Annotated in this window: 26 protein-coding genes and 1 pseudogene; 8 read left to right on the forward strand and 19 right to left on the reverse strand. The window is 60.7% G+C overall.

What is annotated here, in order from left to right; all coding sequences use genetic code 11:
• Positions 1-4: 4 nt before the first annotated feature.
• Positions 5-787 (forward strand): DUF6088 family protein, encoded by a 783-nt coding sequence (locus ATN00_RS07145; RefSeq protein WP_231746462.1) that lies wholly within the window; start codon positions 5-7, stop codon positions 785-787.
• 17 nt (positions 788-804) lie between these two features.
• Here the strand turns inward: ATN00_RS07145 and ATN00_RS07150 are convergent, their stop codons facing one another.
• From ATN00_RS07150 to ATN00_RS23915, 11 genes and pseudogenes are all read right to left on the reverse strand, one after another.
• Positions 805-1,395, reverse strand: a complete 591-nt coding sequence (locus ATN00_RS07150; protein WP_062063505.1) for a mobile mystery protein B — start codon at positions 1,393-1,395, stop codon at positions 805-807.
• Positions 1,392-1,856 (reverse strand): mobile mystery protein A, encoded by a 465-nt coding sequence (locus ATN00_RS07155; protein WP_062063507.1) that lies wholly within the window; start codon positions 1,854-1,856, stop codon positions 1,392-1,394. The genes ATN00_RS07150 and ATN00_RS07155 overlap by 4 nt, the downstream gene beginning before the upstream one ends.
• A 229-nt stretch (positions 1,857-2,085) precedes the next feature.
• Positions 2,086-2,220, reverse strand: a pseudogene (locus ATN00_RS23355) (integrase); the annotation flags it as partial.
• A 151-nt stretch (positions 2,221-2,371) separates the two neighbouring features.
• A complete protein-coding gene (locus ATN00_RS07160) occupies positions 2,372-3,331 on the reverse strand; it encodes a nucleotidyltransferase domain-containing protein (protein ID WP_062063508.1) in 960 nt (319 codons plus the stop codon).
• A 38-nt stretch (positions 3,332-3,369) separates the two neighbouring features.
• Positions 3,370-3,771, reverse strand: a complete 402-nt coding sequence (locus tag ATN00_RS07165) for a type II toxin-antitoxin system VapC family toxin (RefSeq protein ID WP_062068503.1) — start codon at positions 3,769-3,771, stop codon at positions 3,370-3,372.
• A complete protein-coding gene (locus tag ATN00_RS23615; protein ID WP_197413681.1) occupies positions 3,764-4,540 on the reverse strand; it encodes an AbrB/MazE/SpoVT family DNA-binding domain-containing protein in 777 nt (258 codons plus the stop codon). The genes ATN00_RS07165 and ATN00_RS23615 overlap by 8 nt, the downstream gene beginning before the upstream one ends.
• Positions 4,541-4,577: 37 nt before the next feature.
• Positions 4,578-5,246 (reverse strand): JAB domain-containing protein, encoded by a 669-nt coding sequence (locus tag ATN00_RS07175; RefSeq protein ID WP_156415237.1) that lies wholly within the window; start codon positions 5,244-5,246, stop codon positions 4,578-4,580.
• Positions 5,150-5,590: a hypothetical protein gene (locus ATN00_RS07180; RefSeq protein ID WP_062063512.1), complete on the reverse strand. Its 441-nt coding sequence runs from the start codon at positions 5,588-5,590 to the stop codon at positions 5,150-5,152. Before ATN00_RS07180 ends, ATN00_RS07175 begins: the two co-directional genes overlap by 97 nt.
• A 54-nt stretch (positions 5,591-5,644) precedes the next feature.
• A complete protein-coding gene (locus tag ATN00_RS07185; protein WP_062063514.1) occupies positions 5,645-5,989 on the reverse strand; it encodes a hypothetical protein in 345 nt (114 codons plus the stop codon).
• A gap of 63 nt (positions 5,990-6,052) precedes the next feature.
• A complete protein-coding gene (locus ATN00_RS07190; protein ID WP_062063516.1) occupies positions 6,053-6,604 on the reverse strand; it encodes a helix-turn-helix domain-containing protein in 552 nt (183 codons plus the stop codon).
• A gap of 512 nt (positions 6,605-7,116) precedes the next feature.
• A complete protein-coding gene (locus tag ATN00_RS23915) occupies positions 7,117-7,410 on the reverse strand; it encodes a hypothetical protein (protein ID WP_231746407.1) in 294 nt (97 codons plus the stop codon).
• On the opposite strand from ATN00_RS23915, the gene ATN00_RS24350 reads away from it, so the two are divergent.
• A complete protein-coding gene (locus tag ATN00_RS24350; protein ID WP_380909827.1) occupies positions 7,375-7,533 on the forward strand; it encodes a sigma factor-like helix-turn-helix DNA-binding protein in 159 nt (52 codons plus the stop codon). The two genes, ATN00_RS23915 and ATN00_RS24350, sit on opposite strands and share 36 nt — an antisense overlap.
• Before the next feature lie 310 nt (positions 7,534-7,843).
• Positions 7,844-8,434: a DUF7146 domain-containing protein gene (locus tag ATN00_RS07200; protein WP_231746408.1), complete on the forward strand. Its 591-nt coding sequence runs from the start codon at positions 7,844-7,846 to the stop codon at positions 8,432-8,434.
• A 57-nt stretch (positions 8,435-8,491) separates the two neighbouring features.
• Here ATN00_RS07200 and ATN00_RS07205 read toward each other — a convergent pair whose 3' ends face one another.
• Together ATN00_RS07205 and ATN00_RS07210 are read right to left on the reverse strand one after the other, a co-directional pair.
• The gene (locus ATN00_RS07205) at positions 8,492-8,806 is read right to left on the reverse strand and encodes an HU family DNA-binding protein (protein ID WP_475630843.1); all 315 of its coding nucleotides are present in this window, start codon (positions 8,804-8,806) and stop codon (positions 8,492-8,494) included.
• Between the two features lie 151 nt (positions 8,807-8,957).
• A complete protein-coding gene (locus tag ATN00_RS07210; protein WP_062063523.1) occupies positions 8,958-9,623 on the reverse strand; it encodes a UPF0149 family protein in 666 nt (221 codons plus the stop codon).
• A 625-nt stretch (positions 9,624-10,248) separates the two neighbouring features.
• Between ATN00_RS07210 and ATN00_RS23620 the strand changes: the two genes are divergently transcribed.
• Positions 10,249-10,455 (forward strand): hypothetical protein, encoded by a 207-nt coding sequence (locus tag ATN00_RS23620; RefSeq protein WP_062063525.1) that lies wholly within the window; start codon positions 10,249-10,251, stop codon positions 10,453-10,455.
• 100 nt (positions 10,456-10,555) lie between these two features.
• Complete coding sequence (locus ATN00_RS07220) at positions 10,556-12,598, forward strand: ParB/RepB/Spo0J family partition protein (RefSeq protein ID WP_062063527.1); 2,043 nt, start codon at positions 10,556-10,558, stop codon at positions 12,596-12,598.
• Positions 12,599-12,794: 196 nt separating this feature from the next.
• Here ATN00_RS07220 and ATN00_RS07225 read toward each other — a convergent pair whose 3' ends face one another.
• The 5 genes from ATN00_RS07225 to ATN00_RS23625 all read right to left on the reverse strand — a co-directional run bounded on the left by ATN00_RS07225 (position 12,795) and on the right by ATN00_RS23625 (position 14,333).
• The gene (locus ATN00_RS07225; protein WP_062063528.1) at positions 12,795-13,082 is read right to left on the reverse strand and encodes a hypothetical protein; all 288 of its coding nucleotides are present in this window, start codon (positions 13,080-13,082) and stop codon (positions 12,795-12,797) included.
• A gap of 52 nt (positions 13,083-13,134) precedes the next feature.
• The gene (locus ATN00_RS07230; protein WP_082635119.1) at positions 13,135-13,494 is read right to left on the reverse strand and encodes an XRE family transcriptional regulator; all 360 of its coding nucleotides are present in this window, start codon (positions 13,492-13,494) and stop codon (positions 13,135-13,137) included.
• A 128-nt stretch (positions 13,495-13,622) separates the two neighbouring features.
• The gene (locus tag ATN00_RS07235; RefSeq protein WP_062063530.1) at positions 13,623-13,952 is read right to left on the reverse strand and encodes a type II toxin-antitoxin system RelE/ParE family toxin; all 330 of its coding nucleotides are present in this window, start codon (positions 13,950-13,952) and stop codon (positions 13,623-13,625) included.
• Positions 13,949-14,173 (reverse strand): ribbon-helix-helix domain-containing protein, encoded by a 225-nt coding sequence (locus ATN00_RS07240; RefSeq protein WP_420496695.1) that lies wholly within the window; start codon positions 14,171-14,173, stop codon positions 13,949-13,951. Before ATN00_RS07240 ends, ATN00_RS07235 begins: the two co-directional genes overlap by 4 nt.
• Positions 14,154-14,333 (reverse strand): hypothetical protein, encoded by a 180-nt coding sequence (locus tag ATN00_RS23625; protein WP_197413682.1) that lies wholly within the window; start codon positions 14,331-14,333, stop codon positions 14,154-14,156. The genes ATN00_RS07240 and ATN00_RS23625 overlap by 20 nt, the downstream gene beginning before the upstream one ends.
• Positions 14,334-14,658: 325 nt before the next feature.
• Between ATN00_RS23625 and ATN00_RS07245 the strand changes: the two genes are divergently transcribed.
• A complete protein-coding gene (locus ATN00_RS07245) occupies positions 14,659-18,939 on the forward strand; it encodes a strawberry notch family protein (protein ID WP_062063534.1) in 4,281 nt (1,426 codons plus the stop codon).
• A 75-nt stretch (positions 18,940-19,014) separates the two neighbouring features.
• On the opposite strand, the gene ATN00_RS07250 is transcribed toward ATN00_RS07245, so the two are convergent.
• Complete coding sequence (locus tag ATN00_RS07250; protein ID WP_231746411.1) at positions 19,015-20,055, reverse strand: Ros/MucR family transcriptional regulator; 1,041 nt, start codon at positions 20,053-20,055, stop codon at positions 19,015-19,017.
• 105 nt (positions 20,056-20,160) lie between these two features.
• Between ATN00_RS07250 and ATN00_RS07255 the strand changes: the two genes are divergently transcribed.
• Both ATN00_RS07255 and ATN00_RS07260 read left to right on the forward strand, forming a co-directional pair.
• Positions 20,161-20,646 (forward strand): hypothetical protein, encoded by a 486-nt coding sequence (locus ATN00_RS07255; RefSeq protein WP_062063536.1) that lies wholly within the window; start codon positions 20,161-20,163, stop codon positions 20,644-20,646.
• The gene (locus tag ATN00_RS07260) at positions 20,639-21,301 is read left to right on the forward strand and encodes a hypothetical protein (RefSeq protein ID WP_062063538.1); all 663 of its coding nucleotides are present in this window, start codon (positions 20,639-20,641) and stop codon (positions 21,299-21,301) included. The genes ATN00_RS07255 and ATN00_RS07260 overlap by 8 nt, the downstream gene beginning before the upstream one ends.
• Positions 21,302-21,333: the final 32 nt, after the last annotated feature.

Below are 21,333 nucleotides of genomic sequence, written 5' to 3' on the forward strand. Positions count from 1 at the left end.
TGAGGTGAGCCGTGTTGTCTTCGAAACGAAGCAAACCGGCGCTCGACCCGCATGTCGAGCTTCGAGATACCTGACAGGACAATCCTGCGGGTGGCTGCCAGCTTCCAGCCCGCATTTGGCACTATGCCCATACAGTGGCACTCGATCAAGATATTGGTATCGATTCCGGATTAGTACATCATTTCTACTCGGTTCACGCGACGCGCTTGACCAGGCCCTCCATCGTCTGACCCGCAGCGGCAACATCCGCCGGATCGCGCGCGGTCTCTACGGCAAACCGTCGCAAAACAACCTGGCCGGCAAGCCGAAGCATCCCGACCCCCGGTCCGTCGTCGATGCGCTGGGCCGCCGCGATCAGGCACGCATTCTGATCGACCGGATATCCGTAGCCAACGATCTTGGCCTATCGGCCGCTGTGCCGGCACGGATCGTTGTCCATAGCGATGCCGGGCTAACGCCGATCACGCTTGGCAACCTGCAGATCGAATTCAAGAGTACCGCGCCCAGTCGGCTCTATTGGGCTGGGCGTCCAGCCATGCGCATCGTCCAGACATTGCACTGGCTCCACGAAGCCGGCGGCGATACCGATCCCGGCGTCGCAAAGCGCCTTCGCTCAATTTTCGTAGATCCCGAACATGTCGCGCGCATCGTCACCGACCTGCGCAATGGACTCCTGACGCTTCCACTCTGGATGCGAAACATCCTGCGCAATACGATACCGGCGACGTCGCCGACGACAGCCAGTCAGCGAGCAAGAGCCAAACATCTATCGGTGCTATCGCGCTAAGTGCATCGGCGCGAGCGTTATGAGCGGGCGAACGCGAGCAGCGGGCCGTAGTCGCCCGCGTCGGCGACCTTGAGTGCCGCGATATACTCTTTCCGCGTTGCCGACGGATCGACGAGATTGATCTGGCCCCACGTGAACCGCGGCTGGCCGAGTTCGACTGCCAGCAGGTCGCCGATCATGCGCGAGAAACGGCCATTCCCATTGGGATAAGGATGGATTGCAACGACCCGATGGCTGAAACGGACCGCGATTTCATCCGGCGGAAATGTCTCGTGCTCCGCCCAATAGTTCGCATCGTCGATCGCCTGATAATACTCGACCGGGATGCGATAGGCGTCGATGCCGATGTTGCGCGCCGTCGTGCGATAGGTGCCCGCCCACTTCCAGACATCACCATACATCTGTTTGTGCAGTTCGTTCAGGAAGCCTTGGTCGAGCACCTTGCGCTTTCGCCGTCCGACCCAACGAACCGCGTCGGCGATGTTGGCAAGTTCCGCCTCGTTCAATTCGTTGCGTGTCGTGATGTAGGAAGGAATGAGCTGTTCGCGCTCTTCGGCTTCGAGCGGTGTGTTCCCGTCGTCGTCACCCTCAAAAAGCGGATCGCTCATTCCTTGTCCCACAACTTCCGTGAAAAGTGAGCGAGGTAATCCGCCACGATGCGACGCTTTTGCCCTTCGAGGTCTTCTGCGTTCACGGCCTGATTTTCGAGGCGCATCGTGTGATTGAGATGCGCGAGTTCGTTCCGCACCTTGCGCTCGGCCTGATCGTAGAGAATGTCGTCGAGGGGCTTGGTCGGGACAAAGGCATAGACGAACTGACAGTCGAGCGCTTCGGCCGTCTCGCGCAAGGTCTTGAGGGTGATCGCGCCCGTGGCTTCTGCCTTTTCGATCGTCGTCACACGGGATGGTGCCACTCCCATGCGCTCGGCGAGCTGGCGGGTGGTCATGCTCAGGGCCTCCCGAATGGCTTTCGTCCAGCCACGCGAGGGCATCACGATGCGATCGACTCTCAGGGGAGAAAGCCGTCTATCGAGGTTCTTTCTGGCAAGTTCGGCTTGCTTGCTGTTCATATATATGTGTCCATCTTCAGCGATTTCTAACATATATATGTGAGCAATGCAACTAATATAGATCACTCATATATGAGCAAATCGTCAACATATGCTCATGAATATATGAGCAAAAATATCCGATCGGACGTAGCCCTACGGCTACGTAACCCTTCCGTCCACACGTCGAGGCCGACCTTGTTGCGATTGCGAAAGTAGTCGATGATCGTGCGGGCCGGTACGGTGATGGTCACAATCCCTTGTCGCGGTTCTGCCCGGGCTGCGGACAGAGGATTTTCGCGCCGTCGCGGAGGTGGTCGAGATGATCGGACCAGTGCTGCATCATGCGGATGCGCTCGTCCCAATATTCGCCGCGCGTGTACGCGACCATGTCCGGCATGATCTTCGGCGATATCTTATCCCGACCTTCGACACCGTCACAAATGTGGAAGCACTTGAAATGCGATTGAACAGCTCCAACCGGTGAACGGCGCAGTTCGTTCGCCGGGGTAGTTCAAGCCCCGTTGTCTTCAGATTCAATTCGAAGACAACGGCTTCGCGCTTAATGATTTTTCCGCGGTGTCAGCATCGATTTTCAGTTTCGCTATTCGTTCTGAGCAGACCTTGTGCACAAGTTCCCCAAGTATCTGAATTCTGCCCCGAAGCCAGTCGAGTTCCTCAGGGGAAATGTCGAAATGCTTCGAGTGCTGGCCTTTGCGATAGGCATCTTTCAGCTTCTGATACATGGCCCGTTCGGCATGGGTCGCACGGGGCCAAGCTTCAAAGAGTCGTCTATCGAGACCTTCCGCCATCCCTCTCAGAAAGACGATATTCGTGCTACGTGGGGCATAAAACGTGAGCGTTGTTAAAGCGCATCTATAGAGTTTTTCAGTCGCCTGATGAAAATCAAACGCGGAATCGCTGTACCAATTTTTGCCATGGCTAATCTCGGCAAGTGTAAAACGCCTCATTGCTGCTGGAAATAAATCTTCGAAATATTCTTTGGCCATCAAAAGTGCCTGTTCGGGCGTCTTAGGTTTGGCGCTGGCTAGTGGCCGATCATCGGATTGGTAAAGGATCACACCGTCCTTGGCGATCTCTGTAAACAAAAGCCGTCCATGAGATAGGCCGTCATTCACCTGCTGTAATGTATGGACGATGAAGTTTACCGGTGTGCGTATGATCTTCTCGGCCTGGTAAGCGTCGAAAAGGCGTTGTTCGGTTGCCTCCCAGTATAATACGCTATCAGTCAGTTCCTTCTGGTTGACGATGACCAAGATATCGTAATCTGACTTGTACTGGTTGGAATCGAACGGGGCATCGACCCAATCGCCCCGTGCATATGAGCCGAAAAGGATGACCTTGAGAATTCTGGCCGACTTGCGCCGACCAGTAGCCTCCTGCGTCGCCTCACGAAATCCCTGGAAGAGAATTTCGACCACGCGGTCGAGCTCGCGCTGCTTGGTGATAGGCAGATGATTGAGGTCGATACGCATCAGACGTCAAAGCCCCCGTGACCAAAGCGGGATTATCGTCATCTTACGACCTCCACGCTGATCCCGACGTCCAATGTTCCCCATGCCTGGTCCGCGGTGACGGCGATGCCGTTGTTCATCTGCGCCAATGCGAGGCAGGATCTGTCGCCCAATGATAGCCCTGTGCTGCGCGTAGATGCCCTCAATGCTCCGCCAAGATCGGCCTGCTGTCGATCGGCGGCCACGATTTCGATGTCGAGCTCGGCGAGCATCGCCCGGACCTCTTCCGCTTCGACGCCGCGGTCGATCAGCTTGGCGAAGACCTCATGATAGTTGACCGTGGACACGAGCGCGCCTGCCAACCGCTGCTCGACCCGATCCGCGCCAGGTTCACCAAACAGAAGGCAAAGGAGCGCCGAAGCATCAAGGATGTAGACCGCAGTCTCTTCTACGTCAGTCACGCGCTGCCTCGGCACGCCGTTCGGCGATCAACTCATCGGACACCAGTCCTTCGGTCGGCGCAAAGGCGCGCAACCGTTCCTGCACCCGACGCAGAGCGGACCGTGCCGGGCGGATCCGAACCTCGTCACCATTCACCTCGAAAAGAACGGTGTCGCCATTCTGCAGGCCCAGTGAACGACGAACATCGGCGGGCAGTGCTATACGACCGCCGGCAATGACCTTGCCTCGCAAGATAGTCATCCCATTTACGTCCTCGTCGGTACCAACTGCAAAATGGTACCTCATTTGCCTGTCAGGTATCAAGTAGCCATCGCGGGAAATCTCGTTCCCCAATTCCAGGCAATGCGAAATCATGACATCGATTGCCTGTTCCAGTGCTTCCTTCGTCAGACGATCCAGCTTCAGATCCGTGCACCGCCCGTCGACAGGGTCACCTTCCCGAACCAATGCGCCGAGTTCCTCCAGCTTTGACGATCGGCGATGCGCCGTCGACGATGCATAGTCCGTCGAATGACAGGCTTGATATATGCGCTCGCCTTCGATCTCGGCGAGATAGATCTGGAGCAGTGAACCCAGATAAGGCGTCGAAGATAGCTTGCGCCCGATTTTTGCTCGTATCACGGCTTCCATTTTCAGGAGCGTTCGGCACGCCGAGGCTCGGCTGGCCAGAGACCAGCCATCCTTCTGCTGCACGGAAAACGAGGCGCTCGGGGCAGACATCATCAATCGGCGCCGCTCGATCGACCGCAGGGCCGACTGATCTGCCACGCCACATAGCCCATAGCGGGAAATCTGAGCGCACCGATCATAGATAGCCCGCCTTTCGGAAGCTGGTCGTGCCGTTCCGCGCCACGATCAGATGGTCATGGACGACGACATTGAGGCAACTTGCCGCCCTCGCTATCTTCTCGGTGAGTTCCCGGTCGGCGTGCGAGGGCTTGGAGCAGCCTGATGGATGATTGTGGACGAGCAGAATGGCCGTCGCCCCAAGATCGAGGCAGCGCTTCAATATTTCGCGCGGCGAGGCATAGACCCCCGAAACGGAGCCGACGCCCAACACCTCATCCCCGATCAATTCGTTGCCTGCGTTAAGGAACAGCACGCGAAGTTGCTCGATAGGTTCGAATGCCATCCGGCTTCTCAGATAATCGAGTAGCATCTGATCGTTGGACAATATTGGGCGCTGCACAAGCTGGCCCCGCAGCATCTGCGTCATCGCGCGGCGGAAGCAGATGAACGTTCGTTCGACCTCTATAGAGTCGTCCAGCAGTTCGATTCTTTCCGCCGATCGCGCCGACACGGCCTCACCGAAAGAGCCGAAACGAGCAAAGAGCCGCTCTGAAAGTTCCTGTGCACGATCCGGACGGGTCAGACCGATCAGGTCTTCCAGGGCGCGTCGACACCCTGGCGCGTCATTCTCATCCGGTGCCGCCAGGTCGCGATCACAAGGGTCATCTGGACGAACCAGCTCCACAGCGCCAGCGCATGCATGTACGCGCGAGGAACCACATTGGGCGCAATGATCAATGCAACATGAATGATGACTTCTGCGCCCAGCATCGCGGCGATCCAGATCGGCCAAAAACGCGTGCTCCGAATTGAAAGCCATAGGAAAATGCCCAATATCGACAGATCGATGGCGAGAATGCCGGTTTCGAGGGCCTGAAAGCGAATGCCGAGAGGTGACGCAACAACGACAGTAAGGCTGGCCCCGCCTAATAGGGTGGCCGCCCCGATCCGCTCGGGTTGGCCACCCTTTATGAAGGCATAGGCGCTGCTCAGGAGCAGAAAGGCCAGGAACAGAACTTGTCTCGTCATTCCACAGAGGAACGACAAATGTCGCCATACGTCAATTTCCCTCGGCAGGAGACATCACACCGCGCGAAGATGTTGCCCGCTGGGCCGCGACGCGTCGCCCGCAACCTTGAGCAGGTCGCCATAGCTGGTCTCGGGCAATCCCATGGTATCGCTGGCGTGCTTGAGGTTGGCGTGCGTGATGACGATCTTTTCGCGCGTTTCCGCCATCAGCAGCATGGCCGACGCGGAGCTTTGAATGGCGTCCTGGCCGATCATGGCCGATAGACGGGCGTCCAGCCGCGCAAGCGGCAGCGCGGCATTGAGTTCCGCGATACGGGCGGCTGCGAGGTCGATGGCTTCCTCGGCTGCGAACAGGCGTTCGGCAACATGTTTGGCGATGGACTGGCGTTGAGCGCGCATGGTTTCTCCTTCCCACCCCGTCGGGGCAGGTCATGATGTTGGAATTCAGGATGTGTTGCTGCTCTATTTTCCCATGAGACCGTTGAGCGCCAACAGGAGGGATATCCCGGCACCTACGGCAAAGAGCATCAGCGTGGTCAGGATCGCAAAAACGATCAGTGTGGATTGGCCATTCAGGTCATTGAGCTGCCTCCCGGCTACGCGGATCGGCACAATGTCACGCAAGGAGGTGAGGCTTTCGCGAACGCCAAATGGCTGTTGTTCTTCCGCGAAAATATCCTCCACACCCTCTTGGTTGACCAGTGCGTCCGCCTGGGTTTCGATGGACGCAGATGACCCGGAATCCGCTCGTTCGGGAATAGTCATCAAATAGGGGGGCAACATATGCCCCCCCTTGCGCGCCTCCCACTCCACGAAAAGTTGCGCCGCTTTCCGTCGCGACACGCTCCCAAGCATCTTCCTGGTCTCGAGAATATGGTTGTTTACCGTATGCGGGGAAAGGTCCAGAACGCGACCGATCTCTTTCGCCGAATAGCCTTTGGCGGCCTCTCGCAGACAATCTCCCTTGCGGGCGCTGAGCTGCTCGAACACTCCTGAAATGTCTACCTCGTCCAAGGGCGTATTCCTTCGCCAGTTCGAGGTGACCGGAAGCCGCGCCCTCTCCTATACCAGCCATTCGAATTCGATTTGCCGTCCGCCTCCGATCACGTCGCACTCTGTTTCAAGCAAAAACCTTTCTAAAACATAGCCTGTTCGCGTCGGATTTAACAGATTGCCGTAGACGCAATCCCAACATGTTCTTGACCCTGTGCCCGCGCGCCGGCTTGCCTCCCGGTCGAGGAGGGGCACGCCAGCAGGTCAAACGCGTCTGCAAGGAAACGGGGGCATAGGCGCCGTTGCAGCTGTCGTTCGCAACGCCGAGCCTGGTAGTCAAGAACCGTTCGTCATGACGTCCCTGGAAACAATTCCTGCCAAACGCTGCGGCAGATTCGATCATTTCTCGGGAAAGGAGAAGGATGGGGGTAGGCGAGGAATATCCGAGAGGAACCGGCCCCATGCGCTATTTTAAAAACCATTCCCTGCTCCAGCACCTTTCGGCATATCTCTTGAACAAAGGCTGGCTGGGATCACGGTGTCGCCGCGCCGATCTGCCTGGCCATCTCGATACTGTTGCGGATCACTTGGGCGGCCTTTCGCATCCGGCAATCGGGATTGCCAGAGCCAGGCTTGAAGGCGCCCCCCTGCTGCGTATCGATGCGGATGAAGCGCAGATTGAGGAAACCGCCGAAGGTGTGTGGGTCAGGGGGTGGATCTGGGTCGAGCAGGAAGCCTTGCTGACCTGCGATGCCTTGCGAACGACGAAGCTCCGCAAAGCGCTTGCGCAGTTGCCGCCCCGTACCCGTGCGGTTTTCCTCGCTCATTGCGTTGAGGGGCTTCCCTACCCTGCGATAGCACTCCGGCTCAATTTGGAACTGGCGGAGGTCCAGGACGAGTTGGCCGCGGCCCTTGTGGCGCTCTCGGCGCCGTTTGACGAGTCATACTGATTGGTCTGATAGGACAGCCAGAACGATGACATCTCCCGACCTGGAATTCCAGGGGGCAAGCCTGTGCCGACGGCTAAAGGGGACGTGGCATAAGGATCGGGGGCTATGCCTATGCCCGGCCCATGATGACCATAGCCCCAGCCTTTCGATCCGGGTCGGCAGACGCGCGTTGCTGTTCAAATGCTTCGCGGGCTGCGACACGCTGGACGTCTTGCGAGCGATCCGGCGTCTGCGCTTCCCGCTTGCGGATGGCCCCATACCAGTCCCATCGAAAGAATCCCGATTCGTTCAAACGGGAACAGGGCCGGCCTTGCGGACATGGGACGCATCCACCTCTCTCGCCACGACACCCGCTGAAATGTACCTCAGCAATCGCCTGCTAACGCCGCCCTGGCATGATCTGCGCTACAATGCGCGCACGCCGCTGGGAAGAGGCCGTGCCGCGGTATTCCGTCCGGCAATGATCGCCGCCGTGCGCGAACGGCACCGGATCGTCGCTATCCACCGCACCTTCCTCGATTCCGTGACCGCCACCCGCGCAGGCGATCTTGCCGAACCACGCATGATGCTCGGTCGTCCCGGTCGCGGCGCGGTCCAGCTCATGCCCGCCGGGCCAGTCCTTGGCCTTGCCGAAGGTATAGAAACAGCGCTCGCCGCGATGCGACTGCACCGCATTCCGGTCTGGGCGATTCTCGGGACTGAGCGGGCCGGCCATATCCTGCTACCCGATCAGCTGGAACGGCTGGTCCTGCTGTTCGACAGGGATGAGGCCGGCTGGAAGGCCAACCAGCGTGCCCGTCTCGCTTATGACCGCCCTGGTCTGGAGATCGTCAGCCCGTGGCCGCCGCTGCCGAACAATGATTGGGCGGATGTGCTGCAAACCTTACCACGCGCTGCCTGATGGCGATGGGCGAGGGGATACCGTCCCGCCCATGCCGGACCAGGGCAGCGACGCCGATCAGCCGTTCAGGCGATCCTTGACCGCCTTGGCGGGCGTGAACGTCAGCTTCTTCGAAGCCTTGATCGAAATGGTCTCGCCCGTCGCCGGGTTGCGGCCGTCGCGGGCCGGTACATCCTTGATCTTGAACTTGCCGAAGCCGTTCAGCGCGATCTCTTGCCCTTGGGCGGCAGCGTCGGTGATCGATTCAAAGACCGCGTCGACAAGCTTGCGCGCATCGGCCTTGCTCAATCCATGAGCGGCCCCAACCGTTTCTGCCAATTCAGAATTATTCATAACCATCATCCTCCTGATAATTGCGAAGCTCGCGTTCATAGCGCTGCGCCCACCTGCCGTCACGAGCCAAACGGCAGAGCCTGTCGAGCGCGATCAGCGGGCAGTTCGATCATTCCTGCTTATCGAGGTGGAGACGCCCAGGCGAACCCTCAGTGTTGGACTTGTCACACGGTAGTAAACCCTTGCCCGCTCACTGCAGGCCACAACATTTCTTGTACTTGCGTCCCGACCCGCACGGACATGGGTCGTTTCGGCCAATCTTCTGGCGCTTGGATCCGGTAGGCCGATGCGGATCATTCTCCAGCCGCCACTGATGCAACATCTCCACCCAGATCGGGATCAGATCAGGCGCCTGCGCATCCCACCGATCCTCCTCGGCACGTGTAAATGTCCTGGTTCCATCGGCGAAAGCGCGCAATGTCCGGATACCCTCGATCGCCGCTGTACAACCGGCGTCGTCATCGGCCAGCACTCGCAGCCATCCTGCAGGCGCAAGCTCCATCGCCTGACCGAAGCCTTCGATCCACATCTCCCAAAGTGTTTCATCGCTTCGCGTATCGATTTCCAGTACCGGCTCGAATTCACCAGCGTGTGCGAGCGATGCAAGAATCTCGTGATAGTGATGCATCACCAGATCGACAAAATGCTGCATCCCGCCCGCGTCGGCGAATGTAGGAATGCCCGCGCCATCTTCCCCCGCCCATATCGCCGTTAACCATTGGCTGGGGGAGATCAGTATCGGGCTGACGATGATCCCGGTCAGGAAGCCGTCGAGCTGCGTGAGCAGCATGCAATCATCACCCTGGGCGAGCAGCAACCGATCGAGTTCATCGAGATAATCGAATGAAGAAGCCATTTCCCAATCTAACCTGCCAAAACCCCGCCGTCATGGTTCCGAACTGTCTCACAGTCGAGACCGGACGCCGGCTCGTGGAAATGCGAAAACGAGAATGACCAATCCTCCCACGGGTGCAGCCGGAGCGATCGAAATGCCGGTGCGCGGGGACGATTATGGTTCCCGATCATGTTGCCAGTCTCCCTGAATGCCGCGCTATACCTGGAACTCGAACACCAATCGTCTGACGGTCCTCCCTGCCGGCCATCCATGGCAGCATCAGCGGCTGTGACGCGAGGACCAGCACCGGAACTGCGCATTGCCTCACTCTCAAATTTCCTGATCACTGGATTTGGGCATATCGTCGAATATTCGATAAAAGACCCATATTTACTGGGCATAAAATATGATGAAATATGAGGCTGAAGAAAGCGAATTGCTGGCTGGTCTGATCGATGCGAGCGGGACGCTAGCAGGGCGCCGGCCCCTCCAAAATGCAGCGCCTGCGTTCAGTCAAGGCCCTGGTCGACGCATGGTCCAGCTACATAGTCGACCAGAAGCCGCCGAAATTCGCGCGCTTTTATGTTCCTGGCAGCAGCGCGCTTGAACTCGCCCAGCAACTGGACCTGGCATGCCGCCACGGCCGATGGCGTTCGACCTGCACGGACGCATCGAGATCACGGCGGATCTGCTGAACAACGGCGGCTGGGCCACCGAGACTATCCGCTATGCTGACATCGTCAGCTACACCTGTGCTCGAGCAAATGCCGCGCGCGGCGTGACAACCACCCAAATGTGCAAACCTTTTCGCAGCCACGAGCGCAATGGCCATTCCATCGCTGACGATCCCTAACGTCGGCACCTTGTCTCACGCCCTCGCGGCACGGCGCCGCAAGAGGGAAGGGTGAGGAAATGGACGGTTCGATGAGCGAGCCGCATCAATGGAGAAACCCATGTCCCAGACTCCCATTCCCGTACCCGCTGCCAATCTCACCAAGTCACCCGTCAATGTCCGGACCCGCAGCGACGCTGAGGCGGACGCGGAACTGGAAGCCAGCATTCTTGCCCATGGTCTCATTCAGAATCTGGTCGGTGTGCCGGTTTCGCGCAAGAAGGGCCATTACCGGATCACCGCCGGTGGTCGCCGCCTTGATGCCGTGCATCGCCTGATCGAAAAAGGAAGCCTGCCGGCCGATCACGCAATCCCGGTCCTGGTTCTCGACAACGCCAAGGATGGCCGCGAAGTCAGCCTCGTTGAAAATTTCGAACGGCTTCCGATGGGGCCGGGCGAAGAATGCCGCGCTTTCAGGGATATCATCGAGGTCGAGGGCAAGACGGCGGCCGACGTCGCCAAGCGGTTCGGGCTTACCGAACGCTTCGTGATGGGCCGTCTTCGTCTCGCCAACCTTGCCGAGCCGATCTTCGAGGCACTTGAGAATGGCGAGATCACGCTCGACGTCGCCAAGGCCTATTGCACCACGGCTGACAGCGCGCGCCAGAAAGCGATCTGGGACATGCTCTCGGACAGCTACTGCGGCCATTCCGTCAGTGAGATCCGCCGGCGCATCAAGGACTATAGCTATCGGGGAAATGACCCCCGCGTCTTGCTGGTCGGCCGTGATGCTTACGCGGCCGCCGGCGGGCGGATCGAGGACGCCGACCTCTATTCGAACGCGGACGACGAACGCTGGATCGACACCCATATCGTCGATGAACTCGCCATGATGAAACTCGCCGCTGAAGCGGACATCCTGCGCGAGCGCGAAGGCTTTGCCGAGGTCCGTCCCGTCGCCAACACGCGCGTCCCCTATATGGATACCTACGCCCTGACGCCGCTGCCGGTGGAGGCGCCCGCGCTCAGCGAGGAACAGGAACAGCGCAAGCTTGAAATCGAGGATGAACTGGCCGAACTGGAAACCGAACTTGAGCATGAAGACTATGAGCCGGATGAAGAGGACCAGAATCGCTATAACGCCCTCCAGACCGAACTCTCTTCCATCGTCGAACGTGAGCCCGTCGTCGATGCCGAGCAGAAGGCGAGTGCGCTGGCCTATCTCGTGATCGGGCCGGACGGCCAGCCGCATATTCACCAGGAATTGTTCGTCGCGCCCGTCGCAACCGACGATGAGGGTGAAGAAGACGAGGAGGCAAGCCTCGAGGATGACGAAGCCGACGGTGAAGTCACCGCAGACGAGGCCGGTGAGGACGAAGCGCGAAACAGTGGCCCGGTGATGAGCCAGCGCCTGCGCGAAATGCTGGCGATGATGAAGACCGAACTGCTGGCGGTCCATGTCGCCAGCAATCCCGCATTCGCGCTGGATCTGGGCACCTTCATCATGGTGGACTGCGAATGCCGTTTCTCGTCCTTCGACATTCCGAGCGATCTGCGCGCCTCGGCTCCCGCCCGTCTCCTCGCGGACTTCAAGCCCGAGACGGCCGCTGCGGGGGAATGGACGAAGCTCGATGAGGCGCTCGACCGAAGCTGGGTCAACCACCAGGCCATCGCGGATCGCTACGACGCCTTCTGCGGACTCCCCGATGAAGCGCGCGCGGCCTGGCTCGGCTGGGCGATCGCGCGCACGCTGCAGGCCGTCCCGATCGGCCGCCGCGAAGCGACCTTCCTCGATCATCTGGGAACGAAGCTCGGAATCGATGTCGCGGCCTGGTGGCGCCCGACCGCGCTCACCTACTTCGACAAGCTGACGAAGCCTGCCATTCTCAGCCTGTTCCAGGAGATCGGTGGACTGGAGCTGCAATCCCGCTACGCCGGTTCCAAGAAGCACGATCTTTCGGCTTCGGCCGAGCGGCTTTTCGGAGGCGACGTCATCATCGAACCCGAGATCAAGGAACGAGCGCTTGCATGGCTCCCGGAAGCCATGCGCTTTGGTCCGGCTGAAATCGCTGGCGAGCCGGAAGAGACGCACGACGATCACGACACGTCACCCGCCGGGATCGTCGATGCCGATAACGACGATCAGATCTCCCAGGCTGCCTGATCGGGACCGGGGGGATGGGCTACAAGCCTGTCCCCCTGGCTTCGAGGTTGAACTAGCGTGCCAGACGCCGAAATGGCGGCATTCGGGCACCAACTCCAACGCGACCAGTCCGAAATTTGTCCCCGCGTCTGCGCGAAGTCCAGCATGATGACGGTGACAATTCGCCCTCGAACAGAGCGTATATGCTCTGTCTCGGCTACTGCTGCGATTCTCCTGTTTCCCAATGCAGGAACAGCATCCCCGGCTCCGCCAATGCTTCCCGCAACTCAGCGAACGGGGCTACCAGAGGAAATTGGTCGCGTGCGACAGCACAGAATTCGGTCCATTGACCCTCTTCATCAATCTCGATGAACATCCTGTCCTGTCGAAAGCCTATGCCGACGGTTACCCGGCTTGGCTCATCGTCGGGACCGCGCACAGCGACGATAGTCGATATATTGGCCCATTTCTCGAACCAGCTCGCGCTTCGATCGCCGACTTCCACGCCTGCACTTGAGCGGTCCGGATATTGGAGCGAGGGGTGAGCGGGAGAGCGATCAGTGCCCGGCCGTCGCACCAGTTTCCCTGCTACGTCGGCACCGCCGCTTCGGCAGGTGGCCATCGGCAAGATCGGAATAATTGGCGAGGGTCACCGGAGGGCGATCGGGAAATTCGGCCACGAGCTTCAGATTGCCGCCCATCGCGGCAACGTAGCTTGTGAGCGTCGAGAGCAGGAGATCCGTTCGCCTCTCAAGCCGTGAGACATTCTCCTGCTCCAGGCCGAGCATCTCCGCTATCCGGTCTTGGGTCAGCTTCCTTGCCTGCCGCAGATCGCGCAGCGTCATTTCTTCCGCGATCAATTCGGCGGCACGAGCGTCGATCGTCTCGCGCTGTGCGGGCGTGAATGTGCACGAAATTCGTCAAGCGTCTTTGTCATGCTTGACCTCCTTTCTGATCTGCCCACAGACTGTCTCCATCTTAGGATTTGCCCCGACCGAGAAACGACGCACCCCGAGCGTTATCCCATAGGATCTCGCGCGGCCGACTAATGATCGTTGGGATCGTCGAGCCAGGCCGGAAGGTCGCGGCGCGCGTCGAGCACGCGCCACACATCGATTTGGTCGTCCCGCTCGATATAGAAGACCAGCCACGGAAAGCGTGCGAGGCGGCGATGCCGCAGCCCCGGCAGGGCCAGCTCATGCGCGTAGCGCGGCGAGCCGATGCCGGGATGTTCCGCGACTACGCGATAGGCCCCTTCGAGTGCTGTTACGAAGCTGAGTGCGATATCCGGCCCGGCCTCGCGCGCATAATGGTCGATGGCGTCTTCGACGTCGCGATGAGCCTTGTCGCGGGGAACGACCCGCTTGACGGTCATGCAGCGCGGCGAGCCCGCGCGCGTAGCCCCTCGAAATAGTCGTCATCCGCCGGGGCGCCCGGCGCCGATTCTGCGCCGTCGAGCAACAATCCTCGCAGCCGTTGGCGGTCCTGATCCTTGCGGATCAACTCGCGCACATATTCGCTGCTCGTACCATACCCGCGCCCTACGACTTGTTCGTCGACGAAGGCCTTGAGGGTGTCAGGCAACGAAATGTTCATCGTGCTCATATCGGCTATATAGCTCGTTTGGCAAAATTTGGCAAGATGGTCGCAACAACCAGTCGGTCTCGCTGGCATATGCGCCCGGCGCCACCCTGGCACGGACCTGCGCCGGCATGTCGTTCGGCAGCACCACGCTGAGCTGTTCGGTCCTCCGCATGAACCAGCACTCCTTATGAGGCTGATTTGATCCAATTCGCGCGTCCCTTCAAGGTTGGGATCAGCAATAGGTCGGGCAATGCGAGCATGCATTTGTTGCGCGCCGTCGTCCGTACCACAGGGGCGGCCCTGGCCACCGTTCCTCATTCCACACATCAGTCGAGCTGCGGCGAAGCTGCCTTCGCCCACGCGCCTCTACAGGACGTGCGCGCCCTTGAAACTCGCCCAAATCGCCATCGAGTATCCGATCACGAGAATCGATGCACCCCGACGGAGGAGAGCGGGAAGGGGACAAGAGGATTGTCCTGTTGTCCCAAGAGGTGCCCATGAACTTGCCCCAGCTTGCCTTGTCGCAGACCCGAGACAGCGCTGCATGCCTGTCCGACGTCGCCCGCTCTCTTTGCCACCGCTTGCACAGCGGCGCTTCCGTCAGTCGCCAGGGCCTCAAGCGATTGATGACCGAGGCTTATGGCGGTGACGATGCCGGCGGCCTCTGGTCAATGCGCGACGCCTATGACGCATTGGAAACCGCCCAGGTCCTGCTTCTCGCCGATCCGCAGAACCCGCTCCTGGGCGGCACGCCGGCCGACATTTTCGAACGCCTGCGGCAGTTCGAGCGCGGCTTGCCGACCCAGACCTACCGTTCGGAAAAGCAGATCGACCTCCAGCAGTTCAGCACGCCGATCACCCTGGCCTGGCTCGTGGCCATGGCGGCGTGCTGCGGACCGGACGATATGCTGCTCGAACCCTCGGCCGGCACCGGCATGCTGGCGGTCCATGGCCTGCGGGCGGGCGCACATCTGCTTCTCAACGAACATGATCCCGCCCGTGCCGCCCTCCTGTCCCAGAATCTCGGCCAGATTGTCACCCGCCATGATGGCGAACATATCCATGATCTGCTGATCAGCGAGCGGCCGCCGACGCTGGTGCTGATCAACCCGCCCTTCAGCCGCAGCAATGGACGCGGGATCGACCGCCATGCCGGCGCGCGCCATCTGCGCGCGGCTCTCGCCTGCCTCGCGCCGGGCGGGCGATGCGTGGCCATCATGCCGACCAGCTTCTCACCCGAGGGCTCGGCAGCACTTGGCTATAATGCCGTCGCCGAACTTGTGCCGCCCCGCGTCGAACTTACCATTTCGGGCAGTCCCTACGCCAAACATGGCACGGGGATCGATGTAAGGTTGCTGGTCTTCGACAAGGGATGGACCGGCACGCCCGAGCGCCATTTCGCCAGTGATATCGACGCTGCGCTGCGCCTCGTGCTTGCCATGCCTGATCGGCTCGATCCCATGGAACCGCCGCCGCTTGCCCCGCCGCCGGCCGCCGCTACGCCCCGCCCACTTGTCCTCGCCGCCCCATCCCCCGCCTTGCTCTTTGCGCGCATGAATGGCCAAAGGCTCGCGCCACCCTCGCGGATCGCCGCCACAGCAGATGAGGCGCGACCGATCAGCTATGCCGCGCACCAGACGCCGCTTGCGCCTGGCGAGACCGTGGGCATTTATTCCGCCTGGCGCCTCGCGCGCATCGCCATCGAAAATGCTTCCCGGCATCCCGATGACCTGGTTGAATCCATCGCCATGGCTTCGGTGTCGCTTCCGGTACCGCGCTATCAGCCGATACTCCAGGACCGGGCGATCAGGGCTCTGTCGGAGGCGCAACTCGAAACCATCATCTATGCGGGCGAAGCGCATGAGCGCGATCTTACTGGACGTTTCTCGGCCAATCTTGCGGGCGATCGACTGATCGAGGACAGGGATGGCCAACCCTATCGCACCGGCTTCTTCATCGCCGATGGCACCGGGGTCGGAAAGGGCCGCGAGGCGGCCGGTATCATTCTCGACCAGTGGAACCGCGGCAATCGCCGCGCGATCTGGATTTCCATGGCCGACCTCATCGAGGACGCACGGCGCGACTGGACGGCATTGGGCGGTCTCGCCATCGATATCCAGCCGATCGCAAATTTCCCTCTCGGTAAACCGATCACAATGGAAAGCGGCATCGTCTTCCTGACCTATGCCGCCCTGCGCTCCGCCCGCCATGACGCTGCATCGCGCCTGCAGCAATTGCTGGACTGGACCGGCGAGGACTTTGCCGGCGTGATCGTCTTCGACGAATCCCATGCCATGGCCCATGCCGGCGGAACGGAAACGGATTTCGGGAAGGCGCAGGGGTCGGAACAGGGGCTGGCGGGCGTTCGGTTGCAAAATGCCCTGCCACGAGCCCGCATCCTCTATATGTCCGCCACCGGCGCGGCCAGGCCCGAGAACCTCTCCTATGCCGTGCGGCTCGGCCTGTGGGGCACCGGCACGGCCTTTGCCACGCGCGACATGTTCATGAAGGCGATGGAGGAGGGCGGCATTGCGGCGCTTGAGGTCGTTTGTCGGGATCTCAAGGCGATGGGCCTCTATACCGCCCGGGCCCTGAGCTTCGCGGGCGTGGAATATGAGCCGCTGGAACATGTGCTCACGCCGGACCAGATCGCTATTTACGACGCCTATGCGGACAGCTGGAGCATCATTCACCGCGGACTTCGCGACGTGTTGGCCGAGATCGGTATCGTCGACCGGATATCGGGCAAGACGCAGAACGCGCGCGCACGCGGATCTGCGCTAAGCGCCTTTGAGTCCGCGAAACTGAGGTTCTTTTCCAGCCTTCTCGTGAGCCTGAAAATTCCCTCGCTCATCAAGGCGATCGAACAGGAACTGGCATCGGACAACGCTGTGCTGGTGCAACTCGCAAGCACGGGCGAGGCCATCATGGACCGACGGCTCTCCGAACTCTCTGCGCAAGAGCGGGCAATGATGGATGTTCAGGTTTCCCCCAAAGAGACCCTCATCGACTATTTGAAGAACGCCTTTCCCATCCGCCAGATGCGCGTCTTTCGTGCCGACGATGGCGCCGTGCGCGCCGAACCGATGACCGACGCCGACGGTAATCCGGTCCTGTGCAGGCAGGCGATCGCTGCTCGTGACGCACTAATCGAGGAACTGTGCGCGCTTCCCGCGATTCCGACCGCGCTGGACGCCCTGATCGCGCATTTCGGAACCGATCGCGTCGCCGAGATCACCGGGCGCTCGCGGCGCATCGTGACCGATGTCACCGGAAAGCAGAAGATCGAGAGGCGGGGCGCCCGCGCCAACGTCCTCGAAGTCCAGGCCTTCCAGAATGGGAGCAAGGCGATCGCCGCCTTTTCGCTCGCGGGCAGCACGGGCCGGTCCATGCATTCCGATCGGAACTGCCCGACCGCTCACCGTCGGCGCGCGCATTTTCTTCTCGAGCTGGGCTTCCGCATCCTCTCGGCCGTACAGGGCTTCGGGCGCAGTCATCGCACCAATCAGATGACCGCGCCTGTCTATCGCCCGCTGACCACGGATTGCAGGGGCGAGCGCCGCTTCCTCAGCACTATCATCCGCGGTCTCGAAGCATTGGGCGCCTTGACGAGGGGGCAGCGCCAGACCGGATCGCAGAACCTCTTCGATCCATCCGACAATCTGGAATCGGACTATGCGCGCGACGCACTCACGCAATGGTTCCATCTCCTCTACGAGGGCAAGCTGCGCAGTGTTTCGCTCAAAGCCTTTCAGGAGATGACGGGTCTTGAACTGTGCGGCGAGGGCGGGGAATTGCTCGAGCGCCTGCCTCCCATCCATCGCTGGCTCAACCGCATCCTGGCGCTGCGGATCGCCACCCAGAATAGTATATTCGAGGAGTTTCTGGGGCTGGTCGAGGATCGCGTCGAAGCGGCGCGCACGGCGGGCACGCTGGATCTGGGTATCGAGACCATCCGCGCTGACCGCATGGACCTGCTGTCCGATCAACTCTTGCGCACCGATCCCGTGACCGGCGCCGAGACGCGGCTATTGCGCCTGGAACTGCACCGGCGGCCGCCGATCACCAGCTGGGCCATGCTTCAAATCGAATGCAAGGATGCAGACGATATCGCCTGGCTTCGCAATGCCCGCTCCGGTCGTGTTGCGCTGCGCGTGCCGACATGGCCGGGGCAGGACGAAGAGGGCAACTGGATCGAGCGATGCTATCTTCTTCGTCCCACCGGCCAGTCCCGCATGGAGGTTGCGGCCCTGTCGGCCAGCCACTGGAGCGAGATCGAGCGCGACACATTCCAGTTCCTCTGGGAGCAGGAAGCGGCCGAAGCCGGCAAGAATCTTCTGGTCGAGACAATTACGCTCGCGACCGGGCTGCTATTGCCCGTCTGGAACAAGCTGCCCGAAGATGATGTGCGCGTCTGGCGGATCGACGATGGCGCCGGCACGTCGATCCTGGGACGTATCATCCATCCTGCCGCCATCGAACGGCTCGAAAGGGAGTTCGGGCTCGATGGCGGCATTGCCCTTGGTCCTGAAGAAATCATCGCCGGCGCGCGCGCGGGCACCGGCGTTCCGATCCCTGCCCTGGGAACGGCAAGGCTCGTGCGGGTTCACGTCAACGACAGTCCCCGCCTCGAAATCCGCGACTATCGGCCCGAAGACCGGACCTGGCTGAAGGCCTGCGGCGCGTTCAGCCAGGTTGTGGCCTTCAAGACCAGATTGTTCCTGCCGCCGGAAAGGGCGCGGGACATCCTTGAAAGGATCATCGCCGAGCGCGGCTGATGAAAGCTTCCCGCGGTCTGGGAAACGCCGGACGGGCGAAGTGCGGCTTGTTCCCACCCACTTCGCCGAAGATCATCATTCCGCCTGTGCCGGCACCTCCGGTTCGCCCCCATCCTGTTTCACCGGCGTCGCGCGGCGCCGGGGCGCCTTCGGCTTCGTGGATGGAGTTGCCTCTGCGGCTGCGGCTTTCGCAGGCCCTTTCTTTCTGGAGGCTGGCTTTGCAGGTTCCGCCGCAGCCGGCACGGCTGGAACTTCCTTCGCAGGCGCAGGCGTAACCGGTGGCGTCGGGGACTTTGCCTTCGCCGGCGCCTTCTTCACAGGCGTCTTCTTCACAGGGGATTTCTTTGCCGCGCCTTTCCTGGCCACAGGCTTTGCCTTCGCAGTGGTTTCTTCGCCCTGCGCAGGTGTAACTGCCGGCTCCGGCGTCGATTCGGGTACAGCGGTCCCGGCCTCGCCGCCCAGATCGGCAAGAGCAGCCCTGACACGGACGCGACGGGACTTCTTCTCAGGGACAGGGTCAGCTTCAGCGACCGGTGCGATCTCAGGCGCGGCCGCCGTCGCCGCTGACGAGCCGGCGTCAACCACAGGCGCAGCTTCGACTGAGGGCGCCTCGGCCGCCGACTTTGCGCCAACACGCCTCCCAAGCCCGATCTGCGCGGCGACGGCGCGTCGATGCTCCGAATAGGCCGGCGCGATCATCGGATAATCCTTGGGAAGATTATAGCGTTCGCGATATTCCGCCGGGGTCAGTCCGTTTGTCGCCAGGTGGCGCTTCAATGTCTTGTACGGCTTACCGTCGAGCATGCTGATGATGTGCTCCCGCGAAGCCAGGCTTTTGCGGATCGACACAGCCGGAGCATATTCGGGCGCTGCCGGCGTCTCTACAGTGGCTTTTCGTTCCAGGGCGTCACGGGTCGCTTCGATGATCCCGGCAATATCGCCCGCCGGCACCTGATTGTTCGAGAAATAGGCGCTCAATAACTGCACCGTCATGGCGGTGAAATCGGGCTGCTCGGTGTCGGCCACGGTAAACTCCCTGAACTGGAAGGCCATGAAGATGGCGTTAATTGCGGGAAAGAAGTTGGTCCGACAGCTAAGCGGGAATGCGCTGCTCATGCAAGCGCCCCGTGCATCGCGCTCGCATCGGTCCGAAAACGGGAAGGGGAGGAAGAGGGCAAGATCGGGACCGATTGAAGGTCTTGTTTCCAGGAAAGGCATAGCATGGCCGACCGCGTATCTGCCCACATCATGATCGGGGGCGTGCTTGCCCGCTCCCGATATCCCGAACTCGTCCAGGCTATCGGGAACGATAATCCTTCTATCGATTGGGATGGCACGCCGTTCAACCCTATAGATATACCCATCGATACGCCCCTTGCGCTGATGGATCATGACGTCGCCCATGGTCGTTTCGAAGAGATCGAACATGCCTGTCGCCGCCATGGTCTTCACTATGTTCGCTGGTCCGGCGGCTATCCCGGCAGCTTCCCGTCTGTTCGGCTACTCTACCTGGGCCATGGCGAGCCAAAACAGGTTCTGACAACCGAAGAGGATGAGCAAGTCTTCCCCATCGAACGCATCAGGGAATTGGGAAGCATCGAGGCGATCGAAACGGAATACCGGCTTGCTCGAACGAACCCGCCCCCGCTGGTCCTGATCGATGACGATTCCCGCGATCCGGCTATTTCGGAGACCGTCCATGGCTGATCACTATGTCCAGGGGTCCTTCGCTTTCACTTGCACGGCCGCCGAAAGCGCCCTGATCGAGGAGGCGTGGCAGCACGCTGCCGACCTGCTGGGGGACTTCGCGCCAGGCGAACCGAGCGCGGCGTTTCTGGCCGCCTTCATGCCAACGGATCTCGGCAATCCATTCAACGGCCTGCTCGCGATCTTCGATGATCCTGCCTTTCCCGATTTCGGCGCGGAGATCCAAATTGAAGGTGATGCAGACTGTGTCGTCTCGATCTACGGCACCACGGACTTCCAGCCAGGTCCGATCGCCGAACTCATCCGCCATTGTTGCCAGGAGAGTTTGAAGGCCAGACCCATTGGTTTCGACTGGAGCTATAGCTGCTCCCGTCCCCGTCGCGACACCTTCGGGGGAGGATGGTGCGCGGTATTCGCCGATCATGTCGAGTTCGAAACCACGCAGGAGCAACTGGCGCGACGACTGGCCATATCCGCACCCATGCCAATGCGGGACCCGCCCGATCCATGGATCGACGACCCCGACCACCCGTCCGTCGACTGGGCAGCCGAGGTTCTGAATGGAGACACGCGTCTTGGCTATCTCGAGTGGGCGCTCGCTCGCGCTGACGCAGGCGATAACGGCCAGGCCCTGACTGTACCGCCGCCAGCCTGACCGGCCCACTCCCCGAATTTTCTCCAAGCACA

Source organism: Sphingobium baderi (genome assembly GCF_001456115.1).
In the GTDB taxonomy this organism is placed as follows: Bacteria; Pseudomonadota; Alphaproteobacteria; order Sphingomonadales; family Sphingomonadaceae; genus Sphingobium; species Sphingobium baderi_A.

Bases quoted from the DNA above. Each gene is read 5' to 3' on its own strand.
- ATN00_RS07245 (WP_062063534.1), top strand. From the start codon at position 14,659: ATGAACTTGCCCCAGCTTGCCTTGTCGCAGACCCGAGACAGCGCTGCA.
- ATN00_RS23625 (WP_197413682.1), bottom strand. From the start codon at position 14,333: ATGCGGAGGACCGAACAGCTCAGCGTGGTGCTGCCGAACGACATGCCG.
- ATN00_RS07220 (WP_062063527.1), top strand. From the start codon at position 10,556: ATGTCCCAGACTCCCATTCCCGTACCCGCTGCCAATCTCACCAAGTCA.
- ATN00_RS07250 (WP_231746411.1), bottom strand. From the start codon at position 20,055: ATGAGCAGCGCATTCCCGCTTAGCTGTCGGACCAACTTCTTTCCCGCA.
- ATN00_RS07155 (WP_062063507.1), bottom strand. From the start codon at position 1,856: ATGAACAGCAAGCAAGCCGAACTTGCCAGAAAGAACCTCGATAGACGG.
- ATN00_RS07235 (WP_062063530.1), bottom strand. From the start codon at position 13,952: ATGACCGTCAAGCGGGTCGTTCCCCGCGACAAGGCTCATCGCGACGTC.
- ATN00_RS07240 (WP_420496695.1), bottom strand. From the start codon at position 14,173: ATGAACATTTCGTTGCCTGACACCCTCAAGGCCTTCGTCGACGAACAA.
- ATN00_RS07260 (WP_062063538.1), top strand. From the start codon at position 20,639: ATGGCTGATCACTATGTCCAGGGGTCCTTCGCTTTCACTTGCACGGCC.
- ATN00_RS07255 (WP_062063536.1), top strand. From the start codon at position 20,161: ATGGCCGACCGCGTATCTGCCCACATCATGATCGGGGGCGTGCTTGCC.
- ATN00_RS07180 (WP_062063512.1), bottom strand. From the start codon at position 5,590: ATGACGAGACAAGTTCTGTTCCTGGCCTTTCTGCTCCTGAGCAGCGCC.
- ATN00_RS07160 (WP_062063508.1), bottom strand. From the start codon at position 3,331: ATGCGTATCGACCTCAATCATCTGCCTATCACCAAGCAGCGCGAGCTC.
- ATN00_RS07185 (WP_062063514.1), bottom strand. From the start codon at position 5,989: ATGCGCGCTCAACGCCAGTCCATCGCCAAACATGTTGCCGAACGCCTG.
- ATN00_RS07150 (WP_062063505.1), bottom strand. From the start codon at position 1,395: ATGAGCGATCCGCTTTTTGAGGGTGACGACGACGGGAACACACCGCTC.
- ATN00_RS23620 (WP_062063525.1), top strand. From the start codon at position 10,249: ATGGCGTTCGACCTGCACGGACGCATCGAGATCACGGCGGATCTGCTG.
- ATN00_RS23915 (WP_231746407.1), bottom strand. From the start codon at position 7,410: ATGAGCGAGGAAAACCGCACGGGTACGGGGCGGCAACTGCGCAAGCGC.
- ATN00_RS07205 (WP_475630843.1), bottom strand. From the start codon at position 8,806: ATGAACGCGAGCTTCGCAATTATCAGGAGGATGATGGTTATGAATAAT.
- ATN00_RS07210 (WP_062063523.1), bottom strand. From the start codon at position 9,623: ATGGCTTCTTCATTCGATTATCTCGATGAACTCGATCGGTTGCTGCTC.